General features: G+C 43.6%; 13 protein-coding genes. 8 read left to right on the top strand and 5 right to left on the bottom strand.

Going from position 1 to position 14,805, the window contains the following annotated elements; all coding sequences use genetic code 11:
• Positions 1–50: 50 nt before the first annotated feature.
• From C1G57_RS03980 to C1G57_RS03960, 5 genes are read left to right on the top strand one after another with little or no spacing between them, the layout of a single operon-like run.
• Positions 51–752, top strand: a complete 702-nt coding sequence (locus C1G57_RS03980) for a glycosyltransferase family 2 protein (protein WP_105113837.1) — start codon at positions 51–53, stop codon at positions 750–752.
• Complete coding sequence (locus C1G57_RS03975) at positions 749–1,087, top strand: DUF2304 domain-containing protein (RefSeq protein ID WP_105113836.1); 339 nt, start codon at positions 749–751, stop codon at positions 1,085–1,087. The genes C1G57_RS03980 and C1G57_RS03975 overlap by 4 nt, the downstream gene beginning before the upstream one ends.
• Positions 1,080–2,333 carry a lipopolysaccharide biosynthesis protein gene (locus tag C1G57_RS03970; RefSeq protein WP_193434479.1) on the top strand — a complete coding sequence of 418 codons (1,254 nt, stop codon included), beginning with the start codon at positions 1,080–1,082 and terminating at the stop codon, positions 2,331–2,333. Before C1G57_RS03975 ends, C1G57_RS03970 begins: the two co-directional genes overlap by 8 nt.
• Positions 2,326–3,111 (top strand): glycosyltransferase family A protein, encoded by a 786-nt coding sequence (locus C1G57_RS03965; protein WP_105113835.1) that lies wholly within the window; start codon positions 2,326–2,328, stop codon positions 3,109–3,111. The genes C1G57_RS03970 and C1G57_RS03965 overlap by 8 nt, the downstream gene beginning before the upstream one ends.
• 9 nt (positions 3,112–3,120) lie before the next feature.
• Positions 3,121–4,578, top strand: a complete 1,458-nt coding sequence (locus C1G57_RS03960) for a DUF2142 domain-containing protein (RefSeq protein WP_105113834.1) — start codon at positions 3,121–3,123, stop codon at positions 4,576–4,578.
• Positions 4,579–5,225: 647 nt separating this feature from the next.
• Here C1G57_RS03960 and C1G57_RS03955 read toward each other — a convergent pair.
• The 4 genes from C1G57_RS03955 to dhaS form a co-directional block, all read right to left on the bottom strand.
• Positions 5,226–5,828 (bottom strand): nitroreductase family protein, encoded by a 603-nt coding sequence (locus C1G57_RS03955; RefSeq protein ID WP_105113833.1) that lies wholly within the window; start codon positions 5,826–5,828, stop codon positions 5,226–5,228.
• A 143-nt stretch (positions 5,829–5,971) separates the two neighbouring features.
• On the bottom strand, positions 5,972–10,363 hold the full coding sequence (locus C1G57_RS03950) for a PolC-type DNA polymerase III (protein ID WP_105113832.1): 4,392 nt from the start codon (positions 10,361–10,363) through the stop codon (positions 5,972–5,974).
• Positions 10,364–10,479: 116 nt separating this feature from the next.
• The gene (gene dhaQ, locus C1G57_RS03945; protein ID WP_105113831.1) at positions 10,480–11,469 is read right to left on the bottom strand and encodes a DhaKLM operon coactivator DhaQ; all 990 of its coding nucleotides are present in this window, start codon (positions 11,467–11,469) and stop codon (positions 10,480–10,482) included.
• Complete coding sequence (gene dhaS / locus C1G57_RS03940; protein WP_105113830.1) at positions 11,450–12,031, bottom strand: dihydroxyacetone kinase transcriptional activator DhaS; 582 nt, start codon at positions 12,029–12,031, stop codon at positions 11,450–11,452. Before dhaS ends, dhaQ begins: the two co-directional genes overlap by 20 nt.
• 143 nt (positions 12,032–12,174) lie before the next feature.
• Here dhaS and dhaK point away from each other — a divergent pair, with 143 nt between their 5' ends.
• From dhaK to dhaM, 3 genes are read left to right on the top strand one after another with little or no spacing between them, the layout of a single operon-like run.
• Positions 12,175–13,164, top strand: a complete 990-nt coding sequence (gene dhaK, locus C1G57_RS03935; RefSeq protein ID WP_105113829.1) for a dihydroxyacetone kinase subunit DhaK — start codon at positions 12,175–12,177, stop codon at positions 13,162–13,164.
• Positions 13,165–13,174: 10 nt separating this feature from the next.
• Positions 13,175–13,750, top strand: a complete 576-nt coding sequence (gene dhaL, locus C1G57_RS03930; RefSeq protein ID WP_105113828.1) for a dihydroxyacetone kinase subunit DhaL — start codon at positions 13,175–13,177, stop codon at positions 13,748–13,750.
• The gene (dhaM, locus tag C1G57_RS03925; RefSeq protein ID WP_105113827.1) at positions 13,747–14,121 is read left to right on the top strand and encodes a dihydroxyacetone kinase phosphoryl donor subunit DhaM; all 375 of its coding nucleotides are present in this window, start codon (positions 13,747–13,749) and stop codon (positions 14,119–14,121) included. The genes dhaL and dhaM overlap by 4 nt, the downstream gene beginning before the upstream one ends.
• Before the next feature lie 99 nt (positions 14,122–14,220).
• On the opposite strand, the gene C1G57_RS03920 is transcribed toward dhaM, so the two are convergent.
• The gene (locus C1G57_RS03920; protein WP_105113826.1) at positions 14,221–14,802 is read right to left on the bottom strand and encodes a DUF4352 domain-containing protein; all 582 of its coding nucleotides are present in this window, start codon (positions 14,800–14,802) and stop codon (positions 14,221–14,223) included.
• Between the last annotated feature and the right edge of the window lie 3 nt (positions 14,803–14,805).

Here is a 14,805-nt window from a genome sequence, read left to right as displayed (position 1 = left end):
TCATAGAAAAATTGGTACAATATATAGGACAACATTTAGGAGAATTACATGTGAAAAAGTCTGAATTACTCATTATCATCCCAGCCTATAATGAAGAGGAGTCTATTCAAGGAGTTATTGAAAACCTCATACAACACTATCCCCAATTTGATTATCTCATCATCAATGATGGCTCAAAAGATAATACCTCTTTGATCTGTCACCAAAAAGGATACGCTATTTTAGATTTACCTATCAATTTGGGATTGGCTGGTGCTTTCCAAACAGGCCTACGCTACGCTTACAAACATGGTTACAAAAAAGCCATTCAATTCGACGCCGATGGTCAACACTTGCCAGAATATATCCAAAGCCTCTCTAATCAAATAGACCAGGGCTATGATTTAGTCATTGGTTCTCGCTTTATAAACCAGCCCAAAAATTGGTCCTTGAGAATGCTAGGCAATCGTCTCATCGCCAGTGCCATCAGACTGACGACAGGAAAGGAAATAGCTGACCCTACTTCCGGTATGCGCATGTTTAGCGCACCTCTCATCAAAGAATTTGCCTTGAATATTAACTATGGCCCAGAACCAGATACCATTTCCTACTTGTTACGAAACGGCGTCAAGGTAAAGGAGGTTCAAGTAACCATGCAAGAGCGACAAGGAGGACAAAGCTATCTCACACTTTCTCGTTCGATTCAGTACATGATCCATATGTTTGCCTCCATCCTTATCATCCAAAACTTTAGAAAGCGAATGAACAAATGAGTTTATTATTTCAAACAATTCTTATCCTCGTATCTCTCCTTACAGGAATTCTGATACTCAGAAGGATACGAAAATCGCAGCTACAAATACCTGATGCCCTATTCTGGATTTTTTTCTCCGCACTCTTGCTTATCCTCAGTCTATTTCCAAGTTTAGCTGAAGCTATAACCAAATTGTTAGGCATTGCCTTACCAGTTAATTTCATTTTTCTCTTTATCATTTTTTTACTGATTATCCATCAATTCCAGCTGACTATGCGCCTATCAAAATTAGATAACAAGCTAAAGGAGCTAGCACAAACCATTGCAATCGAACGGTTTGATAAAGATGAATAATACACAAAAATCAGTTTATTTTTGGAATATGGTTGGTAATCTAGCTGCGGCTGCTGTATCTGTTCTCTATCTGCTTATTGTATCGCGCTTTTCAAACGCAAAAACGGCAGACGACTTCAGTATGGCCTATGCTATCGGTAATCTTTGGGTAGTGATCGGTCTCTTTCAGGTAAGAAATTATCAAGGGACAGATATCAAAGAAGGCCATTCTTTTGCTGCCTACTTATTAGCGCGTAGCTATTCTTTGACACTTATGGTCGCAACCATTCTGCCCTATCTCCTTCTCACTCAGTATCAGTCCAGCTATGAACTTGTCCTCTTGGTCATTCTTTATCGTGTAGGCGATGTTATCTCCGACTTATTTCAAGGTTTTTTCCAGCAACGAGACCGACTGGATCTAGCAGGGAAACATATGACCATCCGCTACACCGCTAGCACCTTCATACTGACCACCTCACTAGCTATCGGAAAACATCTGCCTCTGGCTCTAGCTCTTATGGCAATAACCAACCTGATTCTAGTCTTCCTTTTAGATCACCGACAGGCTCAGAAATTGCATCCAACTAAACCCTATTCTCTATTTGAAACATCATTACATAAGGATGCCTATACTATTTTGCGTGCCTGTTTCCCTCTTTTTATCAATGGTTTCCTACTCACTTATATCTTTAATGAACCAAAACAAGTCATCGAAACTGGCCTAGCCGATGGAAGTCTGATGACGGGCATGCAACGTGATTTCAGCATTCTATTTATGCCTGTATTTTTCATGAGTCTCTGTGTACTAATCCTGCGTCCATTGATTACCAGTTTAGCTAAACTTTGGTACCAACATAGCTACCAGGAATTTCGTCAGATTTGCAATCGCTTGGTACTAGGCTTGTTCATCGGAGGCAGTCTAATAAGCCTATTGGCTTTCGGCATAGGCACTCCCATCCTGAGCCTTCTATTTGGGATTGATTTGACAAGCCATAATCTGACACTAGGAATTCTAGTTTTTTCAGGGATTCTATATTCCCTAGCTATTGTTTTTGAAAATCTTATCACCATATTTCGACAACAAAAAATCCTGGTCTTTGTCTACCTCCTGCTATTTATCTTTTCCAGAATCATTACTAGCCCGCTCATTTTTCATTATCAATTACTTGGAGCTGCAATCAGTTTCTTACTAACAATGACCATATACGCTCTAGTCACGGGGCTACTAACTATCTATCTCTATTCCAAAGGAAAAAAGAATGTCTAATTTACAGTCACTACATACCTTCATTATCTGTGCCTATGGAGACAGTCCTTTTTTAGAATCCTGTATCCAGTCACTGCAAGGGCAAACTGTCTCCTCTTCTATCCAGCTCTATACTTCTACACCTAGTAAACACATTCAACAGCTTTGTGAGCAATATGCCATTCCTATGCATTCTTCTATAGGTGGAGGTATTGGAAAAGATTGGAACAATGCTCTCTCCTTTACTTCCACTCCCTATGTAACTATTGCCCACCAAGATGACATCTATCAACCAAGCTACGCTGAAGAAATGCTCACATCTCTTCAAAACAACCCAGAAAACCTTATTGTCTTTTCAGACTATATGGAATGTAAGAATGGACAAACTATCTCCCGTAATACCAATTTAACCATCAAACGAATCCTACTAAAAGGACTATCCTTGTTCCCACAGTCCAAGATCTGGAGGCATTTTATCCTCAGCTTTGGGAATTCAATTTGTTGCCCTGCTGTCACCTATAACATGGATAAACTAAGGGGCTTTCAGTTCAATGAACAAATGCGCACCAATTTAGATTGGTATGCCTGGTATCAAATAAACCAGTATAAGGGAGTTTTCTCCTATATCCCAAAACCACTTATGTATCATCGCATTCACCAAGAATCCGAGACCTCACAGACCATCGCTGACAATACTCGGACAAAGGAAGACTTGATGATGTTTGAACTATTTTGGCCGAAACCGCTTGCCCATCTAATCAATGCTTTTTATATCAAAGGGCAGGACTCAAATCATTAGGAGGTTCTTGTGTTACATAAACTTAACCAAAATAAATGGTACTTGTTTGCCAGCTTCATTGCTTGTTGTACAGTTTATACGATTTATATACGAGACTATCACGCATCCGCAGCTGTCTATCCTCTAGCCTTATTCATGATTGGTTTCATTCCCTTAATCCCTAAGAGGCAAGATCTAGCTTGTTTGCTTGTTTTACTACTATCTGGTGTGGCCTTCTCTATCATTACTCCTGTGTTAAACACCCCAGATGAATATGTTCATCTTTCTCGTGCTATGCATATCGCACAAGGAGATATCAATTTAGACAATAATCCAGAAAATCTCCAAATATCTGAAGACTACTTTGTCATTATTGATGACTACAATATGCCTCCCTTGGCTGTAGATGCCTTTGAACATCAACCTAGCTCTACAGAGGTTCCTTTTAGGGGCCTAGCTGATTTCCGTACGACCAATGCCTATTGGTTTATCGGCTATATACCTCAGGTTATCGGCATTACACTTGGACGAATATTACATTTAAATGTCGGTCTTATCTACTACCTCGGTCGAATTCTTAACGCTCTTTGTTATGCTCTATTGGCTTATATAGCTATCAAATTAAGTGGTAACTTTAGACAGGTTATGATGCTGATTGTACTCATGCCAATGAACATTTTTCTAGCCGCCTCCTATAACCAAGATGGGATTGCACTAGGACTCATCTATGTTATAATCGGACTCTTTATCCACTATCTAACCAGACAGAAACCGATTGGCTATCCAGAGCTTGTCATTTTTACGGCTCTTTCTTGCCTGATTATCACATTAAAATTGCCTTATATCCTATTGATGGGACTTCTTTTCTTTATCCCCAAAGAACGCTTCTCCATCAAATCTCCCTTCATCATCATTCTGTTAGCTTCCTGCATCATTTTTGCTCTAACGGCCATCTGGTTTATCGGTTACCAACAAATAAAATCAACAACCACTCTTCAAGGGGTCGGTTTAATTGGACAAATCCAGTACTTCTTATCCAACCCCACTCATGGATTGTTAGCTCTATCAAAAGAATTCTTCATGACCCCTCATCGCTTAGTCATGTTGTTCTACTTTGGAATCTTGAACTTGCCGATGCGGGAAACCTTAATCCCAATTTTTACCTTCTACTTATGCGTTATCGCTAGCAATTTAGGACAGAAACACATTGCTCTTCGCAGTCGTATCGGTAGTATTCTCATCGGTTTGGGAATCATATGTGGTATTATTCTCGTTATGTATCTAACCTGGACCAAAATTGGCTACGGACATGTAGATGGCATTCAAGGCCGTTACTACCTAGGAGTATTACCCCTTTTTGCACTATCCATAACTACCCTACCTATAAAGGCTTTTACACCTTTCCGCATACCTGATGATTTTGTTATCAAAGGTAGTTGGATTGTCTTAACAATGGTATTAGTATTTATCGTCCTATCTACCTACTAATACTCACTATCAGACTAGCGTAACAAACTGGAAGCCACCCTTTTGTTGCTAGAAATCATAAAAAAACTAGATAATAGTCATATTAAGGAGACATTATCTAGTTTTTTATTATACTCAATGAAAATTGGAATCAGACTAGGCGACGCAGATGTAAATAGACCCCCGCTCCTCTCCTGTTTCAAGGGAGTAGGCTACAAAGCTCCACTGGATCTTTACACTCCCAAGGTAAGCTAACAACGGATAATTCCAATTTTCGCAGGGTAAAGTTTTCAGTTTGCTTTTAGTACTAGCTCTAACTGTCTGGGAGACAGTTAGAGGTTGGAAATAAAACGAACAGAGTTCGTGTCAACAGCCGCAGGCATAACTCAATGCTCTCTTATTTCTAGGCATTGACTTGAAACAGTCTATTCCCAGACTGTTTCACTCCCACCCCCGCATAGCTCCAAAGGTTCGGGGAACCTTTGGAGGTTGGAGATGAAGCGAACTTTGTTCGCAACAGTCGTAATGGTCAGATTTGGAGTGTAAGACACGAACAAATCTGCCAATCAACCACTGCGCTGAGATGTTGGTACGAACTCTGAGAAGTGGCGCCGGGCTTTTTGCCCAGCCCTCAACCGCCGAAGTAATAAAGAAAACTGTAAACTTTACTAGTTACCAAAAACCTTTACACGGTCAGAATCCACCATATAGTCTTTGTCTGCTGCTGGAGCTGCGATGCTTCCGAATGGTGCTTGTGCACGGAGTTTCCAGTTAGCTGGGATACCGTATTTTTCAGCAACTTGTGCATCAACCAATGGGTTGTAGTGTTGTACGTTCATGCCGATATTTTTCTCAGCGAAAGCCAACCATACTGCGTACAAGTTGATACCGTGAGCTTGCTCAGACCAGATTGGGAAGTTTTCAGCGTAAAGTGGGAAGCTTTCTTGCAAGCCTTTGACAACATCTTGGTCTTCGAAGAACAAGATAGTACCAGCACCAGCTGCAAAACCAGCCAAGCGACCTTTTGTTGCTTCAAATGCCTCTGCTGGCGTTACTTTTTCCAATTCGCTGTAAGCAATTTCGTTCCAGAAAGCATCTGATTCAGCACCGAAAAGCACAACGGCACGGCTTGATTGTGAATTGAAAGCTGATGGAGATTCTTTCATGGCTTTTTCAACAAGCGCTACTACTTCTTCGTTTGATACTGGCAATTCTTTACCAAGTGCATAGATAGAACGACGAGTTTCTTGAAGTTTTGCAAAGTTTGACATAGGATTTCCTCTTTTCTAATTGTTACTACTTAGTAGTATTTATCACTATGTAGAGATTATATACCTGTCCAGGAGAATAGTCAAGAGTTTTGACTTCTTTTTTTAAAAAAAATTCACTGCTTCCAAAGAAACAGTGAACAAGTTTAAAACAAATCATCAAAGAGGCTGAGCTGGTTATCCTCTGGCATTTTACCGAGAATGCCCATTTCATCCATTTTTTCAACAAGAGTGCTAGATAGACCTCCCCGTTTACGGAGTTCTGTCTTGGAGAGGAATTCTCCCTCGGCACGCGCCGCCACAACCTGCTTGGCTACGTTTTCTCCCAGACCATCCATAGCAACAAAAGGTGGGATAAGGGTATCCCCCTCAATCAAGAACTCTGTAGCATGAGATTTGTATAAATCTAATTTACCAAACTTGAAACCACGTTCCAGCATTTCATTGACCAATTCAAGCGTGGTATAAAGATCCTGTTCAACGTTTGAGGCTTCGTTGTTTTTCTTCTTGAGGGCAATTTCTTCCATCTTGGCCTTGACTTTATCTAAACCACCAGACATGGTCGCCAAATCAAAGGCCTTGGCACGAATAGAGAAATAAGCACAATAGTAGTAAATTGGATAGTGAACCTTGAAATAGGCAACCCGCAAGGCCATCATAACGTAGGCAGCCGCGTGGGCTTTAGGGAACATGTACTTGATTTTTCCACAAGATTCGATGTACCAGTCTGGAACCTTGTTATCCTTCATGGCTTGGATGTAGCCATTTCGCTCTTCCTCGGAAATCTTGAGCCACATCCCTTTCCGCACCCGTTCCATGATGTTAAAGGCCATCTTAGGTGGCAAACCTGCGTGCATGAGATAAACCATGATGTCATCCCGACAACCGATAACGGTGGATAGGTCGGCAATTCCTGCCTTAATCAAGTCCTGGGCATTGCCCAACCATACATCTGTACCGTGGGATAGACCAGACAGCTGCAAGAGTTCCGCAAAGGTGGTCGGTTTGGTTTCCTCCACCATCCCCCGTACAAAGTTGGTCCCGAATTCAGGAATGCCTAGCATACCTGTCGGTGTCCCAATCTGCTCTGGGGTAACGCCCAGAATTTCCGTACCTGAGAAAAGGGCCATAACTCCCTTGTCGTCAGCAGGAATGGTCTGCGGATCAATGCCCGACAAGTCCTGCAACTTGCGGACCATGGTCGGATCATCGTGTCCCAGGACATCGAGCTTCAAGACGTTTTCATCAATATCGTGGAAGTTAAAGTGGGTGGTCTGCCAGTTGGCCGTCACATCATCGGCAGGATATTGGACAGGCGTAAAGTCATAAACATCCATGTAGTCCGGGAATACGATAATTCCTCCTGGGTGCTGACCTGTCGTTCGTTTGACCCCAGCCGCACCAGCAGCCAAACGTTCCACTTCTACATCACGGTAGAATTTTCCATAATCCCGCTCATAGCCTCGGACAAAACCATAGGCCGTCTTGGCCGCCACCGTACCAACGGTTCCTGCACGAAAGGCATTTTCTTCACCGAAAATATCCCGAACATCCAAATGGGCAGACGGTTGGTCATCCCCTGAGAAGTTCAAGTCAATATCGGGAACCTTGTCCCCATCAAAACCAAGGAAGGTTTCAAAGGGAATATCCTGACCATCTTTTTTATACTTGGTCCCACACTTTTCACAATCCTTGTCTGGCAGGTCAAAACCGGAACCATAGGAACCGTCTGTGATAAATTTACTGTGTTGACAATTTGGACAGACATAGTGAGGAGGCATGGGGTTTACTTCGGTAATCCCAATCATAGTTGCCACGAAACTGGAGCCGACAGACCCCCGTGAACCAACCAGATAGCCTCGTTCATTTGACCGTTGCACCAACATCTGCGATGCCAGGTAAATCACGGCGAAACCATTACCCAGAATGGATGTCAGTTCCTTTTCAATCCGCAGGTCAATAATATCTGGAAGAGGATTGCCATAAATTTCAAAGGCTTTTTGATAGGTCAATTCCGCAACCGTTTCCTCGGCCTTCTCAATATAAGGCGTATAAAGGTCAGTCTTGACCACCTGAACATCTTCAAAACGGTCGAGCATAGCATTGGGATTGGTAATGACAATCTCACGCGCCAGACTTTCTCCCAAGAAAGCAAACTCGTCCAACATCTCACTGGTCGTTCTAAAGTGAGCCTTAGGCAGAGGTGCTGGCTGAGCATTCTCCCCATTTCCAATGGTCCAGTTAATCGGTGCCCCTTGACCTAGAGCACGGACAATAATTTCCCGATAAATCTCTTCTTCTGGATCAATATAGTGGACATTTCCTGTCGCCAGAACTGGCAGACCTGCCCGATGCCCAACCTCAATCAACTGCTTGATCGTCTCTTCAATCTCCGACATGTCCTTGAACTGCTCCTTGGCAATCATAGGAGCATAGAGGGCGGGAGGCATAACCTCAATAAAATCGTAATAGGCTGCCGTCTTGACTGCATCATCCAGGCCCTTGGACAGCAGGTCATCAAAAACCTCGCCCTCCTGACAGGCTGTTCCCAGTATCAACCCTTCACGGTGGGCATCTAGCACCGTTCTAGGAATTCGTGGCACTCCCTCAAAATACTTGGTATTGGATAGGGAAACCAACTTAAAGATATTTTTCAAACCGACCTGATTGACCACGTAGAGCGTAGCGTGTTTGACACGGGCCTTTTTGTAGGAATCCTCCGCCACCAATTCCGTATTGAGCTGATTGATATTGGTCAGATTATGTTTCTCCAAGGCTTCTTTCAAGAAGATAAAGAGCAGGCGACCGGTTGCCTCCGCATCGTAATTGGCCATGTGGTGGTGCTCCAACGCAACACCAAATCGCTTGGTCAAGGCCGCCAAACCGTGCCGTTTGTAATCAGGATAGAGGTTGCGAGCAAATTCCAGCGTATCGATGACTGGCTGACTAATGGTCGGCAGACCGGCACGCTCGTAGTTGACATTCATAAAACCAACGTCAAAGGTCGCATTGTGGGCAACCATGACGGAATCCTGACAGAAATCTTGAAATTCACGCAGGACTTGTTCCAGAGGTTTAGAACCACGAACATGCTCATCTGTAATCCCCGTCAACTCGGTCGTAAACTGACTCAGAGGATGACCTGGATCGATAAACTCATCAAATTCCGCAATGATATTGCCCTTGTGCATTTTCGAAGCCGCAATCTGAATGAGGGCATTATTGACCGCAGAAAGACCGGTCGTTTCCACGTCAAAGACCACATAGGTCGCATCGGACAAGACCACATCCGCCTCATTATAGACAATCGGCACCGAGTCCTCAACGATATTGGCCTCCATCCCGAAGAGCGGCTTAATCCCAGCCTTTCGAGCAGCATGATAACCATGAGGGAAGGACTGGACATTGCCGTGGTCAGTAATAGCCACCGCCTTGTGACCCCAGGCAGCCGCACGCGCCACCAAGTCTTCAACAGCAGGCAGGGCGTCCATAGTAGACATATTGGTATGGGCATGGAACTCCACACGCTTCTCACCCTCAGGCATGAGGTCCTTACGGATTTCCTTCTTGACCTCTTGGACCTCCTGGACATTCATGGTCAAATCACGGGTGAAATTATTGGTCTCCACATTCCCACGTACCCGCAACCAGTTGCCCTTTTTGACCATATCAAACTTCTGGGCCTCTTCCTCATTCTTAGCCCACTTCTGCAAGGTAAAGGACGAAGTATAGTCGGTCATCTTAAAGTTGATAATGACCCGCCCCGTCTTGGTCGTCTTCTGCTCGACCTCAAAGACCAGCCCCTCAAAGACAATCCGGTTCTCCTCACTATCCACCTCAATCATAGGCGTAATCTCAGCCTTTTCAATAGTGACCTTGGCAGGACGATTTTTCTTATATTCTGGGACAAATGGCTGAGCTGCCTCTGGTGGCGGCGCCATTTGAGCCAGTTGTTCAAGGGCCGCCAAGTTTTCTTCATTGGCCTGCTGGTAAATTTCCTCATTCTGCGCATGGAAGGCCGTAGCCTGCTGCTGCGTCATCTCCTGACAAACTTCGATATCCACCCCAAGAGTGCCAAAACCAAATCGCTTGTATTGCTCGACAAGATTTGGCAGATGATTCTTCCGAAAATGAACGGTGTCAATGGTTTCAGGACCTTTTATCCATAGAGTATTCGCCCGATAAGCAACCTCCAAAGACTGAAACAGAGCCTTGAAACCAGCACTCTGGCACAAATCTTCCGTAAAGGCTTCTGGATAATAGGCTTCTACCAAACCAGCTTCAAAGGCTTCCGCATCGCTGACAATAGAAAATTGAATCTTATTGCCCACCTTTTCAAACTCCGTAGTCAAACGAGCCTTGAACAGTCTATAATCCACTAGCGGCAAGGGCTTTTCAAAACGGAAGGTAAATTCCCAGAGTTTGCTGACCTTGTGTAAGACCACTTTCTCAATCGTTGCAGTCGAAAAAGCCCCTGATTGCTGGGCATCAAGAGGCATCCCGATTTGTTGAAGCAAGAGTTGAAACTTATCTGACATGACCATTTCCTTTGTAATTTGTTAGAAACATTTTACCATAAATGGAAGAATTTTTCTTGGGAGAGAGAAAAAACCTCTTTGGCATTCCAAAAGAGGTTCATAATTTGATACTTAACTTACCAAGCCGCAGCTTCTGTCGGAGCCTGCAAGAAGTCTAGCCAGACTGGATCCTTGACACGACAAAGGGTGACAGATATACCTTCCATATCCAAACTGGTCATAAACTTACCTGTTTTAATATAGGGTAGTTTCAAGCCTTCTAATTCCAAGAACTGGTACAAATCATTGAGAAAGATACCTTGCTCCAACTCAGACAGGTTCCCTAGATTGTTGACCAAGAGGACATACTCCTCCCCCTCCTTCCAACGGAATTTCAGTTTTAGCTTATTGACAATTTCATTAGCTAACTGCTCCGAAGATTCGTAGGTTACGGTGCGATAACCTTCCTCTCCATGAATGCCGATTCCATAGGAAATTTCTCCATCCGCCAAATCAAATAAAGGCTGGCTGACATCTGGCAAGCAGGCTGACTTGGTCGCAAAACCAATGGTCGCTATCTCTGTTGCTAGAGAAAGCCCCAGTTGTTCCAATTGATCTAAATTGTAGCCAGAGAGAGCTGCAGCCCCAAGAACCTTATGCAGAAGAATAGTCCCCGCCAGCCCACGGTGGCGCATGCGGAAATTATCCTTGGTATCGACTGAGATATCGTCATGGGATACAATATATTTCACAGCTATACCTTCTTGTCTTGCTTGCGCAATGGCTTGACCAAAGGTTTCTAAATCTGCCTCAAAGTTTTTTACAATCAGAAAAACTCCCTTACCCTTATGAACAGCACGAATGGCTGCCAAGACTTCTTCGGTAGTTGGTGGGGTAAAAATCTCTCCATAGACTGCTGCAGTCAGCATTCCTTTGCCCACGAAACCGACATGGGCCGGTTCATGCCCAGAACCACCACCTGAGATGATGGGAACCAGCTGAATGTCCTGTTCTTTTTGAACTAGAATAGGTTGATGTTCAAGTTTCTTTACATACTGATTTGTCCGATAGAATCCTTCAATGTAATCCGCAATCACATTATCCTGTCTATTTTTTATAAATACCATCCCTCTTCTCCCTCGAATTGTGATTAGAAAATGACTGCTCTAGTAAAGTGATAATTTGGCCATACAGGCTATGAATAGCACAAGGGGATTGAGCTAGCCCCTTCTTAATCAGACCAATCCAAGCGCTCGAATGGTAGGTCACTAAAAACTCCTGTTCCTGCCTTGTAAAATAGCGACCTTCTTTGGACTGATATTCCGCCAATAATTTTTCCATCAGAACCCTAAAATAGCCTTCCAGATAGGTCACAAAGTCATTTTGTCCCTCAATTTCAAACAAGTGTTTGTAAAATACCTGGTTACAATCGATGTAATAGAGCAGTTCATCTAAGAGCTTCACCCCACTGATATAGGTCAGATTGTCTGTCACCTGCTCCTGCAACTCTGTTTCAAAAATCCAATCCAGTAGCTCATACTTGTCCAAAAAATGATTATAAAAGGTTTGACGACGGATACCTGCTTCCTGCATGATATCTACAACAGAAAGCTTATCAAATGATTTAATAGATAATTGCCTTTTAAAGGCCTTGGCGATTCTTTTCTTGGTAATCAACGAGGTTGGCATATGTCACTTCCTTTCGCTTCCTCTCCATTATACCCTATCATGCTTTTGATAGAAACAAAAGGGACACATTTTAGAATTTGTCCCTTCCTTTTTCAATTATTTAAAAATATAATAACAGTATAAAAAACAAAGGAGTCTATCTCATGAAAAAAATCATTAACCAACCTGAACATGTCGTTGACGAAATGTTGAAAGGCCTTGTCTTTATGCACCAAGATGTGATTGAGCGCATTGACGGTTTTGAAGTCATTGTTCGCAAAGCTGAAAAGACTGGCAAAGTCGGTATCATCTCAGGAGGTGGCTCAGGGCACGAACCTTCTCATGCAGGCTTTGTCGGTAAGGGCATGTTGTCTGCCGCTGTGTGTGGCGCAGTATTTACCTCACCAACCCCAGACCAAATCTTGGAAGCCATCAAGGCTGCTGACGAGGGTGCTGGTGTCTTTATGGTCATCAAAAACTACTCTGGCGACATCATGAACTTTGAAATGGCACAAGAGTTGGCAGAAATGGAAGGTATCGAAGTGGCTAGTGTCATCGTGGATGATGACATCGCTGTGGAAAATAGCCTCTATACCCAAGGTCGTCGTGGTGTAGCAGGTACTATCCTTGTCCATAAGATTCTCGGCCATGCTGCAGAAACGGGCAAATCCCTAGCAGAAATTAAGGAGTTGGCTGACCGTCTTGTTCCACAAATCAAGACTATCGGCTTAGCCCTATCAGGCGCTACTGTACCAGAAGTGGGCAAACCAGGCTTCGTCCTTGAAGAAGATGAATTTGAATATGGTGTCGGTATCCACGGCGAACCTGGCTATAAGAAAGAAAAACTCCAACCATCTGCTAAATTGGCAGAAGAATTGATTGAGAAATTGGCAGAAGGCTTTGATATTCAAGATGGCGAGCACTATGGTGTCCTCATCAACGGTCTAGGCGCAACCCCTCTCATGGAACAATATGTCTTTGCCAACGACGTTGCGCAATTACTGGCTAAAAAAGGTGTCCTTGTCGACTACAAGAAAATCGGTAACTACATGACTTCGATTGATATGGCTGGACTATCACTAACTTTGATCAAACTAGAAGACCCAAGCTGGATTGATGCTTTGCAGGCACCTGTTGAAGTTGTCGCTTGGTAGGAGAAGAACTATGGATGCAAAACAAGCATTGCTCTGGATGGAGACATTCAACAAAAAAATTCAAGAGAACAAGGATTATTTGAGTGAACTGGACTCTCCTATCGGAGATGGAGATCACGGGGGCAACATGGCGCGTGGTATGGCTGCCGTCATGCAAGAACTGACTGAAAAAGACTACGCGAGCGCTGACCAGGTTTTCAAAGTGGTTGCCATGCAACTCCTCAGCAAGGTGGGCGGCGCTTCTGGTCCTCTCTACGGTTCTGCCTTTATGGGGATTACTAAAGCCAGTCAAGCTGGCGCGGATTTAGCTGATACGCTACAAGCAGGTTTGGACATGATCCAAAAACGTGGCAAGGCTGAATTAGGCGAGAAAACCATGGTAGACGTGTGGATTCCTGTCATAGCTGCTCTAAGAGAAAACCAGCTAACAGTAGAAGTTATCCATGAGGCTGTTCAGGCAACAAAAGATATCGTTGCAACCAAAGGCCGTGCGTCCTATGTCGGCGAACGCTCTATCGGTCATATCGACCCAGGCTCCTTCTCATCTGGACTTCTCTTTGAAGCAATGCTGGAGGTGGGACTATGACAGCAGTTGGAATCCTACTTGTATCCCATTCCAAAAATCTAGCTCAGGGCATTATCGACCTAGTCTCCGAGGTCGCCAAAGATATTCCAATCACCTACTGTGGTGGACTAGAAGATGGTAGCATCGGTACTAGCTTTGAAATGGTACAAGACAGAATGGACAGAAATCCAGCAGACACACTTCTAGCCTTCTTTGATCTGGGAAGCGCACGGATGAACATTGAACTTGCTGCTGATTTTTCTGATAAACAGGTTCTTATCCAAACCGTTCCCGTTGCCGAAGGTTGCTACACTGCTGCCGCTCTCTTGCAGGCTGGTGCAGATCTGGATACCATCCTTGAACAGTTGCAGGAACTAGCCATTAAAAAATAAATGCCCTCCCCCCACTAACATTTGATTTTCGAAGAGTACGAACAAGTAAAAATAGCTTAGAAGCAAGACTTCTAAGCTATTTTCTATTACCCCCGTCCCCTATATTCCCTCTGTGAGAAACTCTGTCCAGACGGCTCCCTCATACACCAAGCCCAGATTGCTGGCCTGATCTACTTCATAAATCAATTTGACTGTAATGGCTTCTCCTGGATTGATCTTTTCTGGTAAATTGACATCATAGGTCCGCATATCTAAATCATAGGGAATGTAGGTTTCGACATCGATTAGTTGAAACATATATTCATCAAAATAGAGGGGTTCTGCTGATGTATTTTTCACATCCAGTTCCACAAGATAGGCAAAGCCATTGTCTCCAATAGGTGCAAGACTATCGTCCTTACCCATGGAGGTCACGGTAATCTGTAGACCATCAGGGAAAACCACTCTTTCTCCTACTTGGTGCTCTGTGTAGGTCACCGTATCATCAAAGTAACTTTCCGAACTCCAAGAATCACTTGTATCTGACAAGCTTAGACCAGCCATTAAAATCAGACAGGTCACACCTAAAACAAAAGACAAAAGGCATCCGACCAGACTGGTCCAAAATAATGGTTGCTTAAAGAAAGGCTTTTTCTTATAGTACATCTGCCCATTTTCAACAACAAAATCCTTAGCTTCCATATA

The organism is Streptococcus suis, assembly GCF_002960425.1.
In the GTDB taxonomy this organism is placed as follows: Bacteria; Bacillota; Bacilli; order Lactobacillales; family Streptococcaceae; genus Streptococcus; species Streptococcus suis_S.
The sequence above is the reverse complement of the archived record's forward strand: the minus strand, read 5'-3'. Positions and strand labels throughout refer to the sequence as shown.

What these genes read in the sequence shown, in the direction of transcription:
- dhaS (WP_105113830.1), bottom strand. Translation starts at nt 12,031, where the DNA reads ATGCCAACCTCGTTGATTACCAAGAAAAGAATCGCCAAGGCCTTTAAA.
- dhaM (WP_105113827.1), top strand. Translation starts at nt 13,747, where the DNA reads ATGACAGCAGTTGGAATCCTACTTGTATCCCATTCCAAAAATCTAGCT.
- C1G57_RS03955 (WP_105113833.1), bottom strand. Translation starts at nt 5,828, where the DNA reads ATGTCAAACTTTGCAAAACTTCAAGAAACTCGTCGTTCTATCTATGCA.
- C1G57_RS03975 (WP_105113836.1), top strand. Translation starts at nt 749, where the DNA reads ATGAGTTTATTATTTCAAACAATTCTTATCCTCGTATCTCTCCTTACA.
- C1G57_RS03970 (WP_193434479.1), top strand. Translation starts at nt 1,080, where the DNA reads ATGAATAATACACAAAAATCAGTTTATTTTTGGAATATGGTTGGTAAT.
- dhaK (WP_105113829.1), top strand. Translation starts at nt 12,175, where the DNA reads ATGAAAAAAATCATTAACCAACCTGAACATGTCGTTGACGAAATGTTG.
- C1G57_RS03950 (WP_105113832.1), bottom strand. Translation starts at nt 10,363, where the DNA reads ATGTCAGATAAGTTTCAACTCTTGCTTCAACAAATCGGGATGCCTCTT.
- dhaQ (WP_105113831.1), bottom strand. Translation starts at nt 11,469, where the DNA reads ATGGTATTTATAAAAAATAGACAGGATAATGTGATTGCGGATTACATT.
- C1G57_RS03965 (WP_105113835.1), top strand. Translation starts at nt 2,326, where the DNA reads ATGTCTAATTTACAGTCACTACATACCTTCATTATCTGTGCCTATGGA.
- C1G57_RS03920 (WP_105113826.1), bottom strand. Translation starts at nt 14,802, where the DNA reads ATGGAAGCTAAGGATTTTGTTGTTGAAAATGGGCAGATGTACTATAAG.
- dhaL (WP_105113828.1), top strand. Translation starts at nt 13,175, where the DNA reads ATGGATGCAAAACAAGCATTGCTCTGGATGGAGACATTCAACAAAAAA.